This window comes from Bryocella elongata (assembly GCF_900108185.1).
Taxonomy (GTDB): domain Bacteria; phylum Acidobacteriota; class Terriglobia; order Terriglobales; family Acidobacteriaceae; genus Granulicella; species Granulicella elongata.
This window is the reverse complement of record NZ_FNVA01000004.1, coordinates 350,501-367,132: the sequence shown is the minus strand read 5'-3', so window position 1 is coordinate 367,132 and position 16,632 is coordinate 350,501. Positions and strand designations below refer to the sequence as shown.

The following is a 16,632-nucleotide window of genomic DNA, read 5'->3' as shown; positions in this document are numbered from 1 at the left end:
ACTGGGCGGTCTCGCCCACCTAACGTCCTGCGTGCTGCAGCGTCGAGCCGGAGCGGGCAGAAGCCAGCTTGCGCGCAGGCCGCGCGCGCAGCAGACGCTCAATCAGCGCCTCGGTCTCCGCCTTGAGATCGACATAAGCCTTGCCTGTCGCCGGGCCGGAGAAGCCAGCGTGAGCCTCCTTCACCAGGCCATCGCGGCCGATGAAGAATGCCGTCGGCCAGCAGTTCAGGTTCTTGCCCTGGGGCAGCTTCTCGTTAAGCTGATCCGGCGTGCCAGCGAGCAGGATCGGATACTCCAGCCCGTACTTCTTCTGGAAGGCACGAAGCCGCGTCGGGTTCTTCAGCTGGTCGGGCTCCTCAAACGAGAGGTCCACGATCTCGAGGCCCTTGTCGTGATAGCGCTTGTAGAGCTCTTCCAGGAACGGCGCCTCATCGTGGCAGTTCGGGCACCAGCTTCCACCGATCGCCACGATGACGACCTTGCCCTCGAGCCGCGGATCGCGATTCGTTACGGTGTGACCGTCGAGGTCGGTCGCCGTAAACGCGAGCGGCTTGCTGGGGTCGATCACCGAAGTCTGCTGGCTGCTCTGCGTCGGGGGTGCGAGGTTCTCCTTGCGAGCCTCAGCCGGGCGCCGGGCGCTCCACTGCTGGGACTTGGCCAACGGATTTACCACTGTCAGCGTGCCATCCGCGTTGCTGGTGATGGTGTAGACGGCGGATCCCGAGGCGCCAAATCGGGTAAACTGGTATGCCTTCGCCGCAGCGTCATAGCCCCCGTAGAGCCCGCCGGTGTCGCCATCGATGCGAAGGATGACCGCCTTGGCTTCGGCGCTCCTGCCGGACGCCGGCGTGACGCGAAGTGTCCAGGCGGACTCTCCCTTCGGCGACTGCACGGCGATCTCCCAGTCCCCCGCAATCGCCTTGACCTGCGACGCGCTCAGCTCCTCGGCCGGCTTCGGATCGCGCTGGAGAGTGAGAGGCACGTAGCCGCCCCGGGCCCCACCAAAGGTGCCCTCCAGCTTGCCATCTTTGATGTCGCCTTCGAGCTTGCGCGCGAAGTAGTCGAAGCGCAGGACGAGATGGCCGTCCTTCAACTCTCCACTGGTCGAGACCTGCTTCTCCGGACCATTGATAAACGCTCCGGTCACGGAGCCGTCGGCGGCAGGATCAGAAAGCACAAGATGCACCGGGACGGGCTGTTCATGCACGGTTGCAGTACCGCGCCAATCTTCGGCCTGCAAGGTCGAGGAGGCGGTCAGGAGCCCGGCAAGGGCAAACACGGCAAGCGAGATCTTCATAATGGCTCCATGCGCAGCACAGGAGCTGCACAACGTGATGGAATCTGGGAGGAATTGGATTTCCGCGCTGGCAAAGCCCGGGAATCCCTGAAGCAGCGCTCACGCAGCGCTGGCTTCAGACGCAGGCCAGCAGGCTTGCGAGCACCGAGGTTGTGAGAGGAGTGAAGCGGCTAGCAACAACACAGGCAGCCGCGCTCGACGTCACAAGACGGAGCGCAGCAACAACAGAGCCTGAGCAAAAGCTTCACGCCGCAATTAGATCAGAGGCCCGAAACCGGCGCAAGCTGGAGGCCATAGCCCGAACTACTGGCATGGGCAGCCAACTGCCAATACTTTCGGGGCTTCTGGAGCCATACCTTCCGATATATCCTGCATTATCGGTCGGTCCTTTAGTAAGGAGGCGCTATGACTTCTACGCAACCGATTCGCGTGCTTACCGTGGACGATCATCCGCTGCTCCGCGCCGGGATCTCGGCCTCGATCAACACCCAGTCAGGCATGACCGTAGTCGCCGAAGCCTCCGATGGCCAGGAGGCTGTCGCGGCCTATCGCGCGCACCGGCCCGACGTAACTTTGATGGACCTGCGTCTGCCCAAGCAGAACGGTATCGAGGCCATCGCGGAGATCCGTCGCGACTTCCCGACTGCCAGGATCATCGTGCTGACGACCTACGGCGGCGACGTCCAGGCGCTGCGGGCCTTCAAGGCCGGAGCCTCCGGCTACCTGCTCAAGAGCATGCTGCGCACCGAGCTCGTCGACACGATCCGGCTTGTTCACTCGGGCCATCGACGCATTCCGTCAGAGATTGCCACCACGATGGCCGAGCACGCCGGCGACGATCTGCTTACCGAGCGAGAGGTGGATGTGCTCGAATCGATTGCCTCGGGAAACTCGAACAAGCTCATCGCAGACTGCCTTCGGGTCTCCGAGCACACGGTGAAGGGCCACGTCCGGAATATTCTTTCCAAGTTGAATGCGAGCGACCGTACGCACGCGGTGATGATCGGCCTGCGCCGGGGCATCATTGAGGGCTAAGATGCGATGATGCGCCGCTGGGCCGCGATCGTCGTAATCTCCGTATCCTTCCTGCTCAGCAGCTGCCACACGGCTCCCTGCAGCGTCGACTTTACTGCGGTCCCGATTGCGGATCGCGGCGGAGCCGACTCAGCCGGCATCCTCTCGGGAAAGGTCACAGCCGCTCCTCGCAAAAGTCGCATCGTTCTGTACGCGCACTCGGGAGACCGCTGGTGGGTGCAGCCGCAGGCTGAGCATCCCTTCACCGCGATCTCGAAAGACGGTTCCTGGACCAGCCCAACGCACCTCGGGATGGAGTATGCAGCTTTGCTCGTGGCTCCGGGATACAAACCACTCGACGTGCGCCCGGATCTCCCCCCGGTCGGAGCCGACGTGCTCGGCCTGCGCCGGGTTTCAGGCACGCCGTCGCCCCGCCGAACCTACACGCTGTCCTTCAGCGGGTACGACTGGGACGTCCGAGCGGTCAGCAGCCCCAACGGCGGAGGAACGCACCAATATCGCCCCCAGAATGTGTGGCTGGACGATCGGGGCTCCCTACACCTCGCCGTGCGACGAGAAGGGTCGGACTGGAGCTGTGCGGAGGTTCGCACGCTTCGCACCCTGGGTTACGGGACCTACCTGTTCCATATACGGGATATCGGGCATCTTGAGCCAGCCACAATGCTGAGCCTCAACACCTGGCAGGATGAGCGCGATGGCGACAGCCACCACGAGATCGACGTCCACGTGAGCCGTTGGGGTGTGCCCAACAGTAAGAACGGCGAGTACGTCACTCAGCCCTTCTATATCCCTTCCAACGTCTACCGGTTCGAGATCCCCTCCGGTCCCGTGACAATGTCCTTCCACTGGTCACCGGGCAGCGTGGACTTTCGCACCGACCGCGACGCCAGCAATGACAAAGCGTCGATCTCCGCGTGGCGATTTACGACCAACGTTCCCAGCCCAGGTATAGAAAAGGCCTACATCACCCTGTGTGTCTTTCCGTATGCACCCGTGCCGGAGCAAAAAGAGACGGAGGTGATCATTGATCAGTTCCAGTTTCTTCCTTAGGACGGAGCGGCGCTTCCCTTTCCTGATGCTCCTCTGGCTGATGTCCGGGTCACTTGCAGCCCAGGTGATGCCAGCTCCGTCGGCAGCGGCGCACGCCTCCATGCGAGAGTATCTGACACACCGCTGGAGCAGCACAGAGGGCCTGTACGGAGGACGCATCAATGCGATTGCACAGACTCCGGACGGATATCTGTGGACGGGTTCTGACAACGGGCTGCAGCGCTTCGACGGATTTACGTTCCAGACCATGCAACCTCCGGTGCGCACGATGGCGCCGATCCGCCACGTGCTCAGCCTCACTCTCGATCGCGACGGCTCGCTCTGGATCTATTGCCAGGATGCACGGCTGATTCATTACACCAACGGGCAGTTTGAGATTGCGCTCTCGATCTCACATCGCGAGCCTGCGATTACGTCGATGGCCGCCGCTAACGACAGAGGCCTTTACGCCGTCGGGCTATTCCATGGACTGATGCGATTAAAAGGCGGAACGATCGAGCAGTTCCCACTCCACACTACGGCGCTTCTCATTGCGATGGCTCAGGCCGCCGACGGTCGCCTCTGGATCGGAACAAGGGAAAGCGGCATCATCACCTGGAAGGACAATGTCGCCACGCCGATCACCGAGGGCGTGCCCGACCTGAAGGTGAACTGCTTCCTCCCGATGCAGGATGGAACGGTATGGATCGGCACCGACAACGGTGTGGCCCTCTGGAACGGCCAACGGGTTGTCATCCCCTTGCTCCCTCCGGACATGCAACATGAGCAGGTGCTCTCGATGGCCCAGGACCACGAGCACCACCTCTGGATCGGTACTCAGCATGGGTTGATCCACTATGACGGCAGCACCGCCGCCTGGCTCGCAAAGGCCAAGGGGCAAGTGGCCATCACCGCACTCTTTGAGGATCAGCAAGGCGATCTCTGGTTCGGTGACGGCGACGCACTCGAGCGCATCTCCGAAACCCCGATCCTCCACTTCGGCGCAGAGGATGGCTTCCCCTCTGGCCGCTATGGTCCCGTGTACGCCGATACTCACGACCGCACCTGGTTCGCCCCGATCGACGGCGGCCTGTACTGGGAACGCGACGGCGTCCCCCATCCGGTGACACTCGCCGGGCTGGACCATGACGTGGTGTATTCGATCGACGGCGACCGCGACGGCCTATGGATCGGCAGGCAACGAGGAGGACTCACGCGTCTGCGCTTTGAGGGTGAGGGTTTTGCTCCGACAACGTTCACCACCCGTGATGGACTCTCAGAAGACAATGTCTTCGCAGTGAGGACGGCTCACGATGGCAGCGTCTGGGCGGGAACTCTCACCCGGGGCCTCAGCCATTTCGACCATGGCCACTTCACCACCTTCACCCGCTCGGACGGTCTGGCGTCGAAAGCAGTCTCTGCGATCGAGGAAGATGCCCGTCATCGGCTATGGATCGGCACGCCGGAGGGCCTCAGCCTGTGGGATGGTCTCTCATGGAAGACGTGGAAGTACCAAGACGGCTTGCCTTCGTCCGAGATCACTTCTCTTGCGGAGGATCCCACCGGAATCCTCTGGATCGGTACAAGTTCCGGCCTCGCCATGATGCAAGGGGACCAACTGCGGAGCGTCATCGTGCCGACTCTTGAGGGGCCTGTAAGGGGTGTCCTGCGTGACCCTCAGGGGCGACTGTGGATTGCAACGAGAACGCAGCTGCTGTCCGTGCCGGCGGCAATTCTCATCGAAGGCCGCGTGAGACAGGAGCAGGTTCGCCTGTTTGGTCCTCCCGATGGCCTTCAGAGTTCGGAAGGAGATGTCCGTTCGCGGGTGATGGTTGCGGACAGCCACGGCCGGACGTGGTTCTCGACTGCCTCCGGCATTGGAGCTGGAGCCCAACTACCTGACCAGGACCTGCAACCCGCAGCTCCGCAGATCCAGAGTGTCGAAACGGACGCCGGCCCCGTCCCTATGGGCTCCGGGGCACTCATCCCGGCGGGCTCCCGCCGCGTCGTCTTCCACTACACCGGCATCTACCTGCGGGATCCCACGCGAATTCAGTTTCGATATCAGCTCGAAAACTTCGACGAGGGCTGGAGCGCGCCAACGGGCGAACACGCGGCGGTCTACACGAATCTGGCTCCGGGAACCTATCGCTTCCGCGTCATGGCGACGAACGGAAACGGCAGCTGGGACGCAATTGACAGCACACAGACCATCACGGTACGCCCCTTGCTATGGCAGAGCTGGCCATTCAAAATCGCCTTCTTCGTCTCGTTCCTTCTGCTTGGCGTCTGGATCTATCGCGCCCGCATCCACTTCCTCATCTCCCAGGCAAACATGCGTTCAGAAGAGCGGCTGATTGAACGCACGGCCATCGCCCGTGAACTCCACGACACACTGCTGCAGAGCTTCCACGCCCTCATCCTCTTCTTCCAGATGGGTGTCGATCAGATCCCGGAAGACACCGCAGCACGTGGCCTGCTGGAAGATGCACTGAAGCAGTCTGACGACATCATGCGCGAAGGCCGCGAACGTCTCGTAAGCCTGCGCGCGACGATGGCTTCGCCAGAGCTGAATCGTATCTTCGCGGCGGCCTGCGAGACTCTCTACCAGTTGTACCCCTGCGAGTACACAATCACCGTGCAGGGCGAGCCGCGCGCCATGCAGGCCATCGCTCAGGAAGAGCTTGCCTACCTTGGCCGCGAAGCTCTCAACAATGCGTTTCGGCACGCCAAGGCTACGCGCATCGAGGTGTGGCTTTATTACAAGCCCGAACGCTTCCGGATCATCATCTCCGACAACGGACAAGGTATCCCGGATGCCGTGATGCGCTTCGGCGCCCGTGAAGGACACTGGGGCCTAACCGGCATGCGGGAACGTGCGAGGAAAATCGGCGCCAACTTCCATCTGCACACCCGTCCCGATACGGGCACCCTGGTGGACGTGAAGCTGGATGCTCCGCTGATCTACGAATCGCATGCACGAACCCATCACCAGTCCTGGCTGGCTCCGTGGATCACCTTGTGGCGCTATCTCGTCAAGCTTGGCTCAGCTACCGCGGTCGGGGACACTCATCGCAGTGACGCCCCAGGCCGCACCGGGGACGAGAGTTTACCCCCGTCGGGACGCCCCACTCACTTGTAACAAATCTGACTCAGGATGCTAAGTCCGCCGAAGATCGCTACGGCGTCTTCCAGGAAGGCAATCGGCATGTCTCCGTCGAGAGCCCGCGACAGTGCGCGCCGGAGCGTTGACCCCGCAAAGGTTCCGATCGTCGCCCCTACAGCCCCGATCACCATGGGCCACCAGGGAACGCTGTGTGGCATCGACAGCGCAGCCCCGCAGAAGAGACCAACACACAAACGGAGTGCGAACTGCGCTCGCGAGCGACGACAACGCGTCGTGGAGAGCTTGTCGCGAATCAACTCGGCTATCGCTAAGACGGAAAGCGTGATCGGCAGCCACCATGTGCCACATACGGCCAGCGAGGTCCCCGACAGCTCAAGTGCACTGAAATGAATAGCCCAACTGAGGATTGCTGCGGTCGTGAATGGACGGAGGCCCGCGAGGCATCCCTCACAGAGCGCGAGAAAAAGCAGAAACATGGAGCCCCCCACCGAAGACGCCGCTCACGGAGGTTATGTCGCAGAGCCAAAACTCGAAAGCCCTGGAGAGACCGTGTAAAAACGACCCTTTTGGCGGGTTCAGACGACTATCACGTTGTAGTAACCACGATCTTCCCGAGCCTCCGGGAGCCAGGAATCTCCGTTCCAGAAAAGACCGACTTCGCTTCGGAGAACGGGACGACCGACTTCACGAAGGCTTTCAGCCGACCAGCGTGCAACCAACCTGCCATCTCCGAAAGTTGCGAGGAGATTGGCTTCACAAGCAAAAAGGCTTCACGGGTCCGGGGATCGGTCGAACTCCCGCTGCTCGAGGCGATGGTGATGACCCGCCCGCCCGGTTTGAGCAAGCTCCACGAGCGCTCGAGCGAGTCTCCACCCACGGTATCGAAGATCACGTCCACCGGACCTGCGAGCTCCTCGAACCTTTGCGACCTGTAGTCGATGAGTTGGGACGCGCCTAACGCCTCCACGACAGCAAAGTCCTGCGCGGAGAGCGTCGCTACCACCTTTGCTCCACGAATCGCAGCCAGTTGAACCGCATACAGTCCCACTGCCCCTGCAGCCCCCAGGACCAGCACGCGCTCCCCGGCACGTACGTTAGCCCTCTCATACAGCCCTTGCCATGCGGTCAGCGCGCTGATCGGAACGCTTGCCGCCTGCTCCAACGAAATTCCCGGTGGAATCTTCGCGAGGCTGCCCGGTACGGCCAGCGTGTATTCGGCCAGGGCGCCGTCCTTGAACCAGCCGTTCATTCCAAAGATCAGGTCTCCCGGCTTGAATCCTCGCGACCCGCCAGCATCCTCCACGACTTCACCGGCAAACTCATGAGCAGGAATCACCTGCCGGCGCGGAACACCGTCCTGCGTACAGAGGGTCGGATACCATAGCCGCTCGGTGGGAATGATGCCAGCCGCGCGAACGCGAATCAGAAGCTCACCGTCCCCGGGGGCCGGACGCTCCCTATCCGTCTGCACCAGTCGAACATCCGTAGCTGCATCGACAAATTCCAGCGCCTTCACTCTCCAGATCCTCCGATGACACGACCACGTGCGTTCGATGCCCCGCCCGACTCACAGTTTCAGCTTCACGCGAATTTTCTCTGCTCCGCCTGAGCCTTAGCTCCCCGGTTGCATTTGGATACACCTCGAAATGAGTGGAAGATGCCTCTCTTTTCAACCCTTCCAGAACCTAAGCGGCGGCATTAGACTCCTATCCGTGACGAGCAACCGGCTGTAAGTAACTCGGAGGAATGATGAACATTCTTATTGCTGCATTTCTGATCGGCGTCGTCGCAGGACTCCGTGCCATTTCCGCCCCTGCAGCCGTGAGCTGGGCTACGCGGCTTGGGCTCCTCTCCTTGGGTGGCACGTGGCTAGGCTGGCTTGGGTACCAGTGGACGCCATGGATCTTCACCGTCGCGGCACTCGGCGAGATCATCAATGACAAGCTCCCAAACACGCCCAGCCGCAAGGTACCGCCGCAGTTCATCACCCGCGTGCTTACAGGAGCACTTTCAGGAGCCGCGATTGGCACCGCTCACGCAGCAACCGTCGCGGGGGCATTGCTGGGAGCTGGCGGAGCCGTAGTGGGAACCCTGGGCGGTGCGGAGTTCCGCGGCCGTCTCGTCCGGGCCATCGGCGGAAAAGATCTCCCCATCGCCTTGCTCGAAGACTGCATCACAGTCGGCAGTGCCATTCTGATCGTGAGGTTTCTTTTATGACGCAGCGCTTCGATGACATCGTGGTGGGCTCTGGCCAGGCTGGCCCTTTTCTGGCTGTGCGGTTGGCGAACGCAGGAAGGCGCGTCGCGATCGTCGAGCGGAAGTTCTTCGGGGGCACGTGTGTCAACGTCGGCTGTACCCCCACGAAGACGATGATTGCCAGCGCCGAGACTGCACACCGTGTTCGCGAGTCCGTCCGCTGGGGCGTGCACCACGCCGGCGAGGTCACCGTGTCCATGCCGGAGGTTCAGCTGCGCACGCAGAAGGTCGTAATGTCCTCTCGAAACGGTATCGAGAAAATGCTGCGCAGTACGCCAAACATCACTGTCTTTAAAGGCACCGCCCATTTCACGTCACCTACCACGTTGAATGTCAAGGGCGAGGACACCGCTGAGATCGAAGGCGAGCGTATCTTCCTCAACGTCGGCACCCGGGCGGCTGTCCCCGACCTCAAGGGTGTGCACGACGTTCCTTTCCTCACCAACACCACGTTGCTGGCGATGCAGGAGGTCCCTGACCATCTGGTCGTCGTAGGTGGTGGCTATATCGGCCTGGAGTTCGCGCAGATGTTCCGCCGCTTCGGCAGTAAGGTCACCGTGGTCGAGATGGGACCCCGCCTTGCAGCACACGAGGATCCCGACGTTACGGATGCCCTGATCGAGTTGTTCACGCAGGAGGACATCGGCCTTCGCCTCAATGCGGAGTGCATCGCCATGGCTCCCGGGGCCAAAGGCGGTGTGCAGGTCCATGTGAATTGCAATGAGGGCGAACCAGCTGTGCAAGGTTCGCATGTTCTCCTCGCGGTCGGGCGAACTCCCAACACACAGGATCTTGGCCTCGAAGCTGCGGGGGTGATCGTCGACGACCGGGGCTACACACCCGTCAACGATGAGCTGCAGACCAACGTGCCTCACATCTACGCGCTCGGAGATTGCAATAAGCGCGGCGCGTTCACGCACACCTCCTACAACGACTTCGAGATCGTAGCCGACAACCTGATCGATGGAGCCAAGCGGCGCGTCACGGACCGCATACAGGCCCATGCGCTCTATACCGATCCGCCTGTGGCACAGGTTGGAATGACCGAAGTCGAGGTGAAGAAGTCAGGACGCAACGCACTCGTCGGACGCCGCGCGATGACTCGTGTAGGCCGCGCGGTCGAGAAGGGCGAGAGCTTCGGCTTCATGAAGATCCTTGCCGACGCCGACAGCAAAGAGATCCTCGGCGCCACCATCTTCGGCGTCGGCGGGGACGAGGCCATCCACGCAATCGTCGATCTGATGTATGCGAAGGCTCCGTACACAACGCTCCAGCACGCGGTGCACATCCATCCCACCGTGGCAGAACTGCTGCCGACTGTGGCGGGCGACCTGAAGCCACTCACGTAATCGTTACAAGGGAAGGTCCTCGCTAAGTTCCTGCGCCAGAAGACGCACCGTGGACCACCGGCACCGCGCCCTCGCCATCCCACAAAGGTGGTGGATCTCGTCAGCACTGCCCCCGCTTGCGACATCCTACGCAAATCTCTTCCTCTGCCGATAGATGGACTGATCAGCGGGATGGCGTCACGGGCGAAACCTCGACAGCGTTCGTATGTGCATCCCTTCGCTGCCGAGCCCCTATGTCCGAGCTACCCGAACTGACCTCGCCGGAAACAACGCCTGCTCTCCACGGCGTCGCCCCTCCGGCCACCTCGCACATCCTCATCGTCGACGATGAGCAGCTGAACCTCGACATGTTGTCTCGTCGGCTTCAACGCTCAGGCTTCACCGTGTCCGTTGCGTCCACCGGCCGAAAGGCCATCGCTGAGGTAGCAGCGAAGCCCTTCGACCTTGTCTTGCTGGATCAGATGATGCCGGGCATGAGCGGCTCGGAGGTTCTGCGGCACTGGCGCGAGCAATACAGCCCCGAACAACTTCCCGTGGTCATGGTCACCGCCGTTGCCGAGAGCGACAAGATCGCTTCCGCGCTGGAAGCCGGCGCCAACGACTACATCACCAAGCCCATCGACTATCAGGTTGCGCTCGCCCGCATCAGGGTCCAGTTGTCGCGCAAGAAAGCCGAAGCAGCCCTGAGGCTGAGCGAAGAGCGCTATGCTCTCGCCGCACAGGCTTCGCGAGACGGCCTCTGGGACTGGGACCTGGCGACCAACATGGTCTATTACTCGCCGCGTTGGCTCGAGATCATGGGACTGACGGAAGCTCCTGCCAATCCCAACGAGCAGCTCTGGTTCGAGCATATTCTCCCCGCCGACCAGGATGAGGTGACGAGTGAACTCGAGCTCATCCGGCATGGAGCCAGCGACGTACTCCACTGCTCCTACCGCGTGCTCCATCCGGACGGCACGCTGCGGTGGATGTCCTGTCGTGCCGTTGCTACCCGCGACAATGCTGGAAAACTTGTTCGCCTTGCAGGATCGCAAAGCGATGTCACAGAGGAAAAGACCCGCGACGCCCTGACTGGTCTTGCAAATCGCACACTTCTGCTGAGTTACCTGGGGCTCGCCTGCAGCGAGGGCAGCATCTCCCATGCCGTGCTGTTCATCGATCTGGACAAGTTCAAGGTAGTCAACGATAGCCTGGGACATCTCGCTGGAGATGACTTGCTTCGCCAGGTGGCCAACCGTCTGAAAGAAGTCACAGCGCAATACGCTCCCGTGGGGAGCGAGTCGATCTGCGCCCGTATGGGTGGTGATGAATTCGCACTTCTGCTTCGCTCCAACGCAGACTTGACCTCAACACAGCCTCTCGTTCAAGCCCTGCAGGCCACGATGAAGAAGCCATTCCGCCTGGAGGGCCGCCAGCTCCACTGTGCCTTCAGTATCGGCGTTTCGTACTACACACCGGCCCAGGAGGGCGCTGAGGACATGCTCCGCGAGGCCGACGCCGCACTCTATGCCGCGAAGGCTCGTGGGCGAGGCTGCGCGGTTGTCTTCGATCCGAGCCTGTTCGCCCAGGCGCAGGAGCGTTTCGAACTCGAGAACGATCTGCGCGGAGCCATTGAGCGCAATGAACTCGAGGTCTTCTACCAGGCAAAGGCAGACCTCAAATCATGCCACCTCTATGGCGTTGAAGCCCTTCTTCGCTGGAGACATCCGCGGAGGGGACTGATCAGCCCCGGCCTCTTCATCCCCATCGCCGAAGAAAATGGCACCATCGTTGAAATCGGCCACTGGATCCTGCATGAAGCGTGTGCCCAGGTAAAGCTGTGGCACGATCAGACGCCGGACGGCCCCCTGCTGGAACTCTCCGTCAACCTTTCGCCGCGCGAGTTCCGCCAGCAGAATCTCGTCGCAGGTGTGGCTCACGTGCTCGAGACGACGGGCTTCCCAGCCTCGTGCCTGCATCTGGAGATCACAGAGGGGGTGCTCTTCGAAGACATCGATGCGGCAGCACAGGTGCTCCGCAGCCTGAAGGACCTCGGTGTGCGTCTCGACCTCGATGACTTTGGTTCGGGCTACTCTTCGTTCCGTTATCTCCGCCAGCTTCCCTTCGACCTGATCAAGATCGACCGCGAGTTCACGTTCGCACTCAACCCGGACGAGCCCTCTTCGGAGCAACTGATTCGCACCATCGTGTCGATGGGCGAGACACTTGGCATGAAGGTCCTCGCTGAAGGCGTCGAGACGGAGCCACATCGCTCCACGCTACAACGCCTGGGCTGCAAGCTCGGTCAGGGCTTCTACTTCTCTCGGCCAATCGAAGCCGGTCAGATGAAGACGTTGCTGGAAGGGAACGCGTCACGGTCCATGGAGGATGCCGCGTGAACGGGATTGGCATTGCAGAGGCCGTACTGCTCTCAGTGTTCCTTGGGGCGACACTTCCTTCCATTGCACAGACGAGCAGCGCAGACCAGCTCAAGGCAAGCAGCCTCGAAGACCTGACGCAGATGCAGATCAGCGTCAGCTCCTTCGCACGCCGCTCCGAAGATCTGGAGAAGACTCCTGCCGCTGTCTACGTGATCACCAGCGAACAAATTGAGCACTCAGCCGCTGCCAGCATCCCGGATCTGCTTCGCATGGTGCCCGGAGTCCAGGTCGCGCAGATCAACGCCTACACCTGGGCCGTCACGGCCAGGGGCTTCAACAACCAGTTCGCCGACAGACTTCTCGTGCTGTTAGATGGACGCACCATCTACTCGGAGATCTTCTACGGTGTGAACTGGGATGAGATCGATATTCCTCTCAGCACGATCGATCGCATCGAGGTCGTTCGCGGACCTGGTGCTGCGGTCTGGGGCACGAACGCTGTGAACGGCGTCGTGAATATCATCACGAAGCCGGTTCGCCATACCATTGGCACGAGCGTCACATCACAGGCCTCGAACCTCCTCCAAGAGACCACGATTCACTATGCAGGAGCTCTCACGGAGCGCTCCCAGTTCAGTCTGGATCTGACTGGCAACCATCGTCGTGCGTTAGTGGACTCTGACGGGGTACAAGCGTTTGACGGCCAACACGCGCAAAGGCTCGGCGGTCATATCGACTGGCAGCCGAATCTGCGTGACACGGTCTCCATCTCCGGGGATCTTTATCGTGAAACACAGCATGCCGACTTACTCCAGCCGCTGGCCAGCAGCTCAAGTCAGTTTTACAGCCAGGCGCTGTCTGGTGGATTCATACTCAGCCGCTGGGAACGCAAGGCCGCTACGTCGGAGTTGGTATTCCAGGCATACTACGATCGGCAAGTCCTATTCGAGCTGAACAATCACGGCGTCACGCAGACCGGCGACCTGGATGTCCAGAACCATTTCCACGCGGGAGCGAAGAACGACATTGTCTTCGGCGGAGAGCTTCGCCTCGGGTCCAACCAATTCAATGGTTCTCCTCGCGTCACGCTTCTGCCGGTCTACAACACATACCTCGTCGCATCCTTCGCGCAGGACGAGATCACGCTTGTTCCGAACAAACTCTTCGCGACCGTCGGCACAAAGGTGCAGGACGGGACGCTTGCCGGGTTTCAGGCCCAGCCAAGCGTGAGACTCTTGTGGGCGCCAGTCACCGGACAGTCGCTCTGGGCAGCAGCATCACATGCTGCTGTGGATACGCCGGTTGCCGAAATAGGACTTGATCTCGACGAGATCGTTGGCACTAGCAATGGGCTCCCCGTTGTATCCCTTCTCGACGGAAATCCAGCCATCAAGCCTGAATTCGTCGATGCCTACGAAGCGGGATATCGTACCCATCTTCGTCATGATCTTTCACTCGACTTCGCCGCCTTTTATAACGTCAATTCGCGGCTGATCGGCACCATCTCCGGGACCCCGCAACCCGGCATGCAGTACGGCCCCGATGTCGAAGTTCCAACCACCTACGTCAACGGCTATAGTGCCCGAAGCGCAGGCCTGGAGGCCGCGATGTCATGGAAGCCCTCCCGCCACCTTGACCTGGCAGGAAGCTACACCTGGATGCAGGCGCACGGAAAACAGACGACCGCCGGAGATCTGCAGATCAACAACAGCTGGAGCAGCCCGAGAAACAGTGGCAGCCTATCAGCGTCATGGGCCCTCCCGCGCGGATGGCGCGCAAACAGCTTTCTTCAGTATGTGGAGAAGCTCACAGACACCTCCCCAAGCTTTCACGGCTCGACCCCGGGCCAGGAGATCGGCGGCTACGCTCGGCTCGATCTGCACCTGTCGCACAGTCTCGGACGCCACCTCGACCTCGACGCCGGTGGCACCAACCTCTTGTCACCGCGCCATCTTGAGTTTGGAGATAACTCCGGCCTCAACACCTGCCTGGAAGTGCCCCGCTCGCTCTACGTCAAGGCGAAGGTGAGCTTCTAATGCTTGCACTCCCACTTCGCGCATGGTGCTTCCGCCGTCACACCCTGGCAGCTGCCCTGTCGGGCATCCTTGCGATTGCATCTCCCGGAGTTGCTGTTCGCGCGCAGGGCTCCGCGGACGAGGCCGCCATCCGCGCTGCCATGCTACTCAACGTAGCGCGCTTTACTGACTGGCCCACCTGGAAGATGGACGCAGAGCACCCTCAATTCCTGATCTGCTTCCTCGGTGCAGATCCGATCGACCGTTACGCAGACAAGATCCTTGACCACCAGACGATCAACGATAAGCCGGTAAGCGTACGCCACCTCAAGCCCGGCGAACCGGTGGAGCCTTGTCACATTCTTTACACCAGCGTTGCAAATAGGAAGTTCCTGACCCACTCCAAAGCAGAGCTGACGAAGGCGGCGGTATTGAGCGTCTCCGAACTCAGCAACAACCTTACGCCCGATCAGATCGTGGGACTTCCCGTAGATGGAGACCACGTAAGGATCGAAATCAATCTCACTCTTGCGCAGCAGAGCAGCCTGCGCATCAGCTCGCGCATCTTGCGCCTTGCTTCGGTGACCCCATGACGCATTTCTTCCTATCGCTTTCCATCCGTACCAAGTTGGTTGTTCTGTTGGTGGGCACCGCCTTCACGACTCTTATCATCTCGGGCTCGCTGCTTTGGATATACCAGCTGCAGCACTATCGCAATATGCTCGTCGCGCAGGAAACTGCTACGGCACAACTCATCTCAGACGACGTTGCAGCAGCACTCCTCTTCAATGACAGTGGCGTAGCCCGTGAAGCTCTGGCTCAGCTTCGAGAGGACCCACACGTTGAACAAGCTTGCCTCTTCGACAAGGCCGGCAATCTCTTTGCACGCTTCTCTTCGATGCAAGCCGCACAGGGATGTCCCGATGCTACCGGTGCGCCATTTTCCTTCCAGGCCAGACGCCTTTTCGTGCACCGGACCGTTACCACCAAAGGCGAGACCGTAGGCGTGCTCATACTTCAGATCAGCCTCGAAGATATGTACCACTCTCTCCTCCGGTTTGCGCAGACTACGATCCTCAGTGCTCTTATCGCCCTGAGCATCGCGGCATTGCTTTCGTCGACACTGCAACGCGTTATCTCGCGGCCCATCCTGCATCTAACGAGGGTGGCGACCAAGGTTTCAGAAGACGGCAACTATCTTCTTCGCGCCCGACGTTTCTCGAACGATGAAACCGGAGTTCTGATCGATCAATTCAATGCCATGATGGAACGCATTGAAGAACGTGACGCCGAGCTCAAGCGCGCACAAGATGGGCTCGAAGACAAAGTCCGGTCGCGCACCCAGGACCTTGAACGCGAGATCTCGGAACGCAAAATCATTGAGCGGGACCTTGAGACCGCTCGAATCTACGCTGAAAATGCGAGCCGGGCCAAGAGCGCCTTCCTCGCCAACATGAGTCACGAGCTCCGCACACCGCTGAGCGCTGTCATTGGGTACAGCGAAATCCTCCATGAGGATGCTGTGGCCGACTGCAATCTGCAGATGGCAAGCGATCTGGAGAAGATCGTCTCTTCCGCCCGCCACCTTCTCACATTGATCAGCGATATCCTGGACCTCTCGAAGATCGAGGCCGGAAAGCTGCAGCTGACGCCGACCCTCGCCGCTGCGAATGCCTTGCTGCACGACGTACAGCCCACCGCCGAGGTTCTCGCCCGCCAGAACCAGAATGCCCTTCGCGTCGAAGGCACAATAGACGAGGTGATGGTAGAGGTCGACGCGCTACGCATGCGGCAATGCCTGCTAAATCTCGTCAGTAACTCCTGCAAATTCACCGAACGCGGCACCATCACGCTGCGGACAGCCATCGACACGCAGGCAGGTCGGGACTACGTCGTATGGTCCGTGACGGATACTGGCATCGGCATTGCTCCGGAGCACCTTGATCGCCTCTTCAAGACATTCAGCCAGGTAGACGACTCCAACGCCCGACGCTTCGGTGGCAGCGGACTTGGACTCGCGATCAGTCAGCAGCTGTGCCAGGCCATGGGGGGCTTCATCAGCGTCGAGAGCGCGCTTGGACAGGGATCTACCTTCTCCATTCACATCCCCGTGGTTACGACGATTTCTGACTCATTGACCGAAGCTGCATGATTCGACCGCCCC

Annotated in this window: 12 protein-coding genes; 9 read left to right on the top strand and 3 right to left on the bottom strand. The window is 60.8% G+C overall.

The annotated features are described in order from the left end of the window. Positions 1-19: 19 nt before the first annotated feature. Positions 20-1,297: a peroxiredoxin family protein gene (locus tag C4S68_RS13480; RefSeq protein WP_103933598.1), complete on the bottom strand. Its 1,278-nt coding sequence runs from the start codon at positions 1,295-1,297 to the stop codon at positions 20-22. 405 nt (positions 1,298-1,702) lie between these two features. Here C4S68_RS13480 and C4S68_RS13475 point away from each other — a divergent pair, with 405 nt between their 5' ends. Genes C4S68_RS13475 through C4S68_RS13465 form a run of 3 tightly spaced genes read left to right on the top strand, consistent with a single transcriptional unit; the run spans position 1,703 to position 6,503 of the window. Continuing rightward, positions 1,703-2,332, top strand: coding sequence for a response regulator (locus C4S68_RS13475; RefSeq protein ID WP_103933597.1), 630 nt, complete (start codon positions 1,703-1,705; stop codon positions 2,330-2,332). Positions 2,333-2,338: 6 nt separating this feature from the next. Beyond that, on the top strand, positions 2,339-3,382 hold the full coding sequence (locus C4S68_RS13470; RefSeq protein ID WP_103933596.1) for a LamG domain-containing protein: 1,044 nt from the start codon (positions 2,339-2,341) through the stop codon (positions 3,380-3,382). Continuing rightward, a complete protein-coding gene (locus tag C4S68_RS13465; protein WP_146072145.1) occupies positions 3,357-6,503 on the top strand; it encodes a sensor histidine kinase in 3,147 nt (1,048 codons plus the stop codon). The genes C4S68_RS13470 and C4S68_RS13465 overlap by 26 nt, the downstream gene beginning before the upstream one ends. Here C4S68_RS13465 and C4S68_RS23960 read toward each other — a convergent pair. Both C4S68_RS23960 and C4S68_RS13455 read right to left on the bottom strand, forming a co-directional pair. Beyond that, entirely contained in the window at positions 6,494-6,964 is a 471-nt protein-coding gene (locus C4S68_RS23960) for a DUF4126 family protein (RefSeq protein WP_103933594.1), read from the bottom strand. The two genes, C4S68_RS13465 and C4S68_RS23960, sit on opposite strands and share 10 nt — an antisense overlap. Before the next feature lie 110 nt (positions 6,965-7,074). Then, positions 7,075-8,004 carry an NADP-dependent oxidoreductase gene (locus C4S68_RS13455; RefSeq protein ID WP_103933593.1) on the bottom strand — a complete coding sequence of 310 codons (930 nt, stop codon included), beginning with the start codon at positions 8,002-8,004 and terminating at the stop codon, positions 7,075-7,077. A 230-nt stretch (positions 8,005-8,234) separates the two neighbouring features. Between C4S68_RS13455 and C4S68_RS13450 the strand changes: the two genes are divergently transcribed. From C4S68_RS13450 to C4S68_RS13425, 6 genes are all read left to right on the top strand, one after another. Beyond that, complete coding sequence (locus C4S68_RS13450) at positions 8,235-8,705, top strand: DUF4126 family protein (protein ID WP_235011585.1); 471 nt, start codon at positions 8,235-8,237, stop codon at positions 8,703-8,705. Further along, positions 8,702-10,093: an FAD-containing oxidoreductase gene (locus C4S68_RS13445; RefSeq protein WP_103933591.1), complete on the top strand. Its 1,392-nt coding sequence runs from the start codon at positions 8,702-8,704 to the stop codon at positions 10,091-10,093. The genes C4S68_RS13450 and C4S68_RS13445 overlap by 4 nt, the downstream gene beginning before the upstream one ends. 233 nt (positions 10,094-10,326) lie before the next feature. Continuing rightward, complete coding sequence (locus tag C4S68_RS13440) at positions 10,327-12,471, top strand: putative bifunctional diguanylate cyclase/phosphodiesterase (RefSeq protein WP_103933590.1); 2,145 nt, start codon at positions 10,327-10,329, stop codon at positions 12,469-12,471. Then, positions 12,468-14,489: a TonB-dependent receptor plug domain-containing protein gene (locus C4S68_RS13435; RefSeq protein ID WP_103933589.1), complete on the top strand. Its 2,022-nt coding sequence runs from the start codon at positions 12,468-12,470 to the stop codon at positions 14,487-14,489. Before C4S68_RS13440 ends, C4S68_RS13435 begins: the two co-directional genes overlap by 4 nt. Beyond that, positions 14,489-15,061, top strand: coding sequence for a YfiR family protein (locus C4S68_RS13430; protein WP_103933588.1), 573 nt, complete (start codon positions 14,489-14,491; stop codon positions 15,059-15,061). The genes C4S68_RS13435 and C4S68_RS13430 overlap by 1 nt, the downstream gene beginning before the upstream one ends. Then, entirely contained in the window at positions 15,058-16,620 is a 1,563-nt protein-coding gene (locus C4S68_RS13425) for an ATP-binding protein (protein WP_103933587.1), read from the top strand. Before C4S68_RS13430 ends, C4S68_RS13425 begins: the two co-directional genes overlap by 4 nt. Positions 16,621-16,632 lie beyond the last annotated feature (12 nt).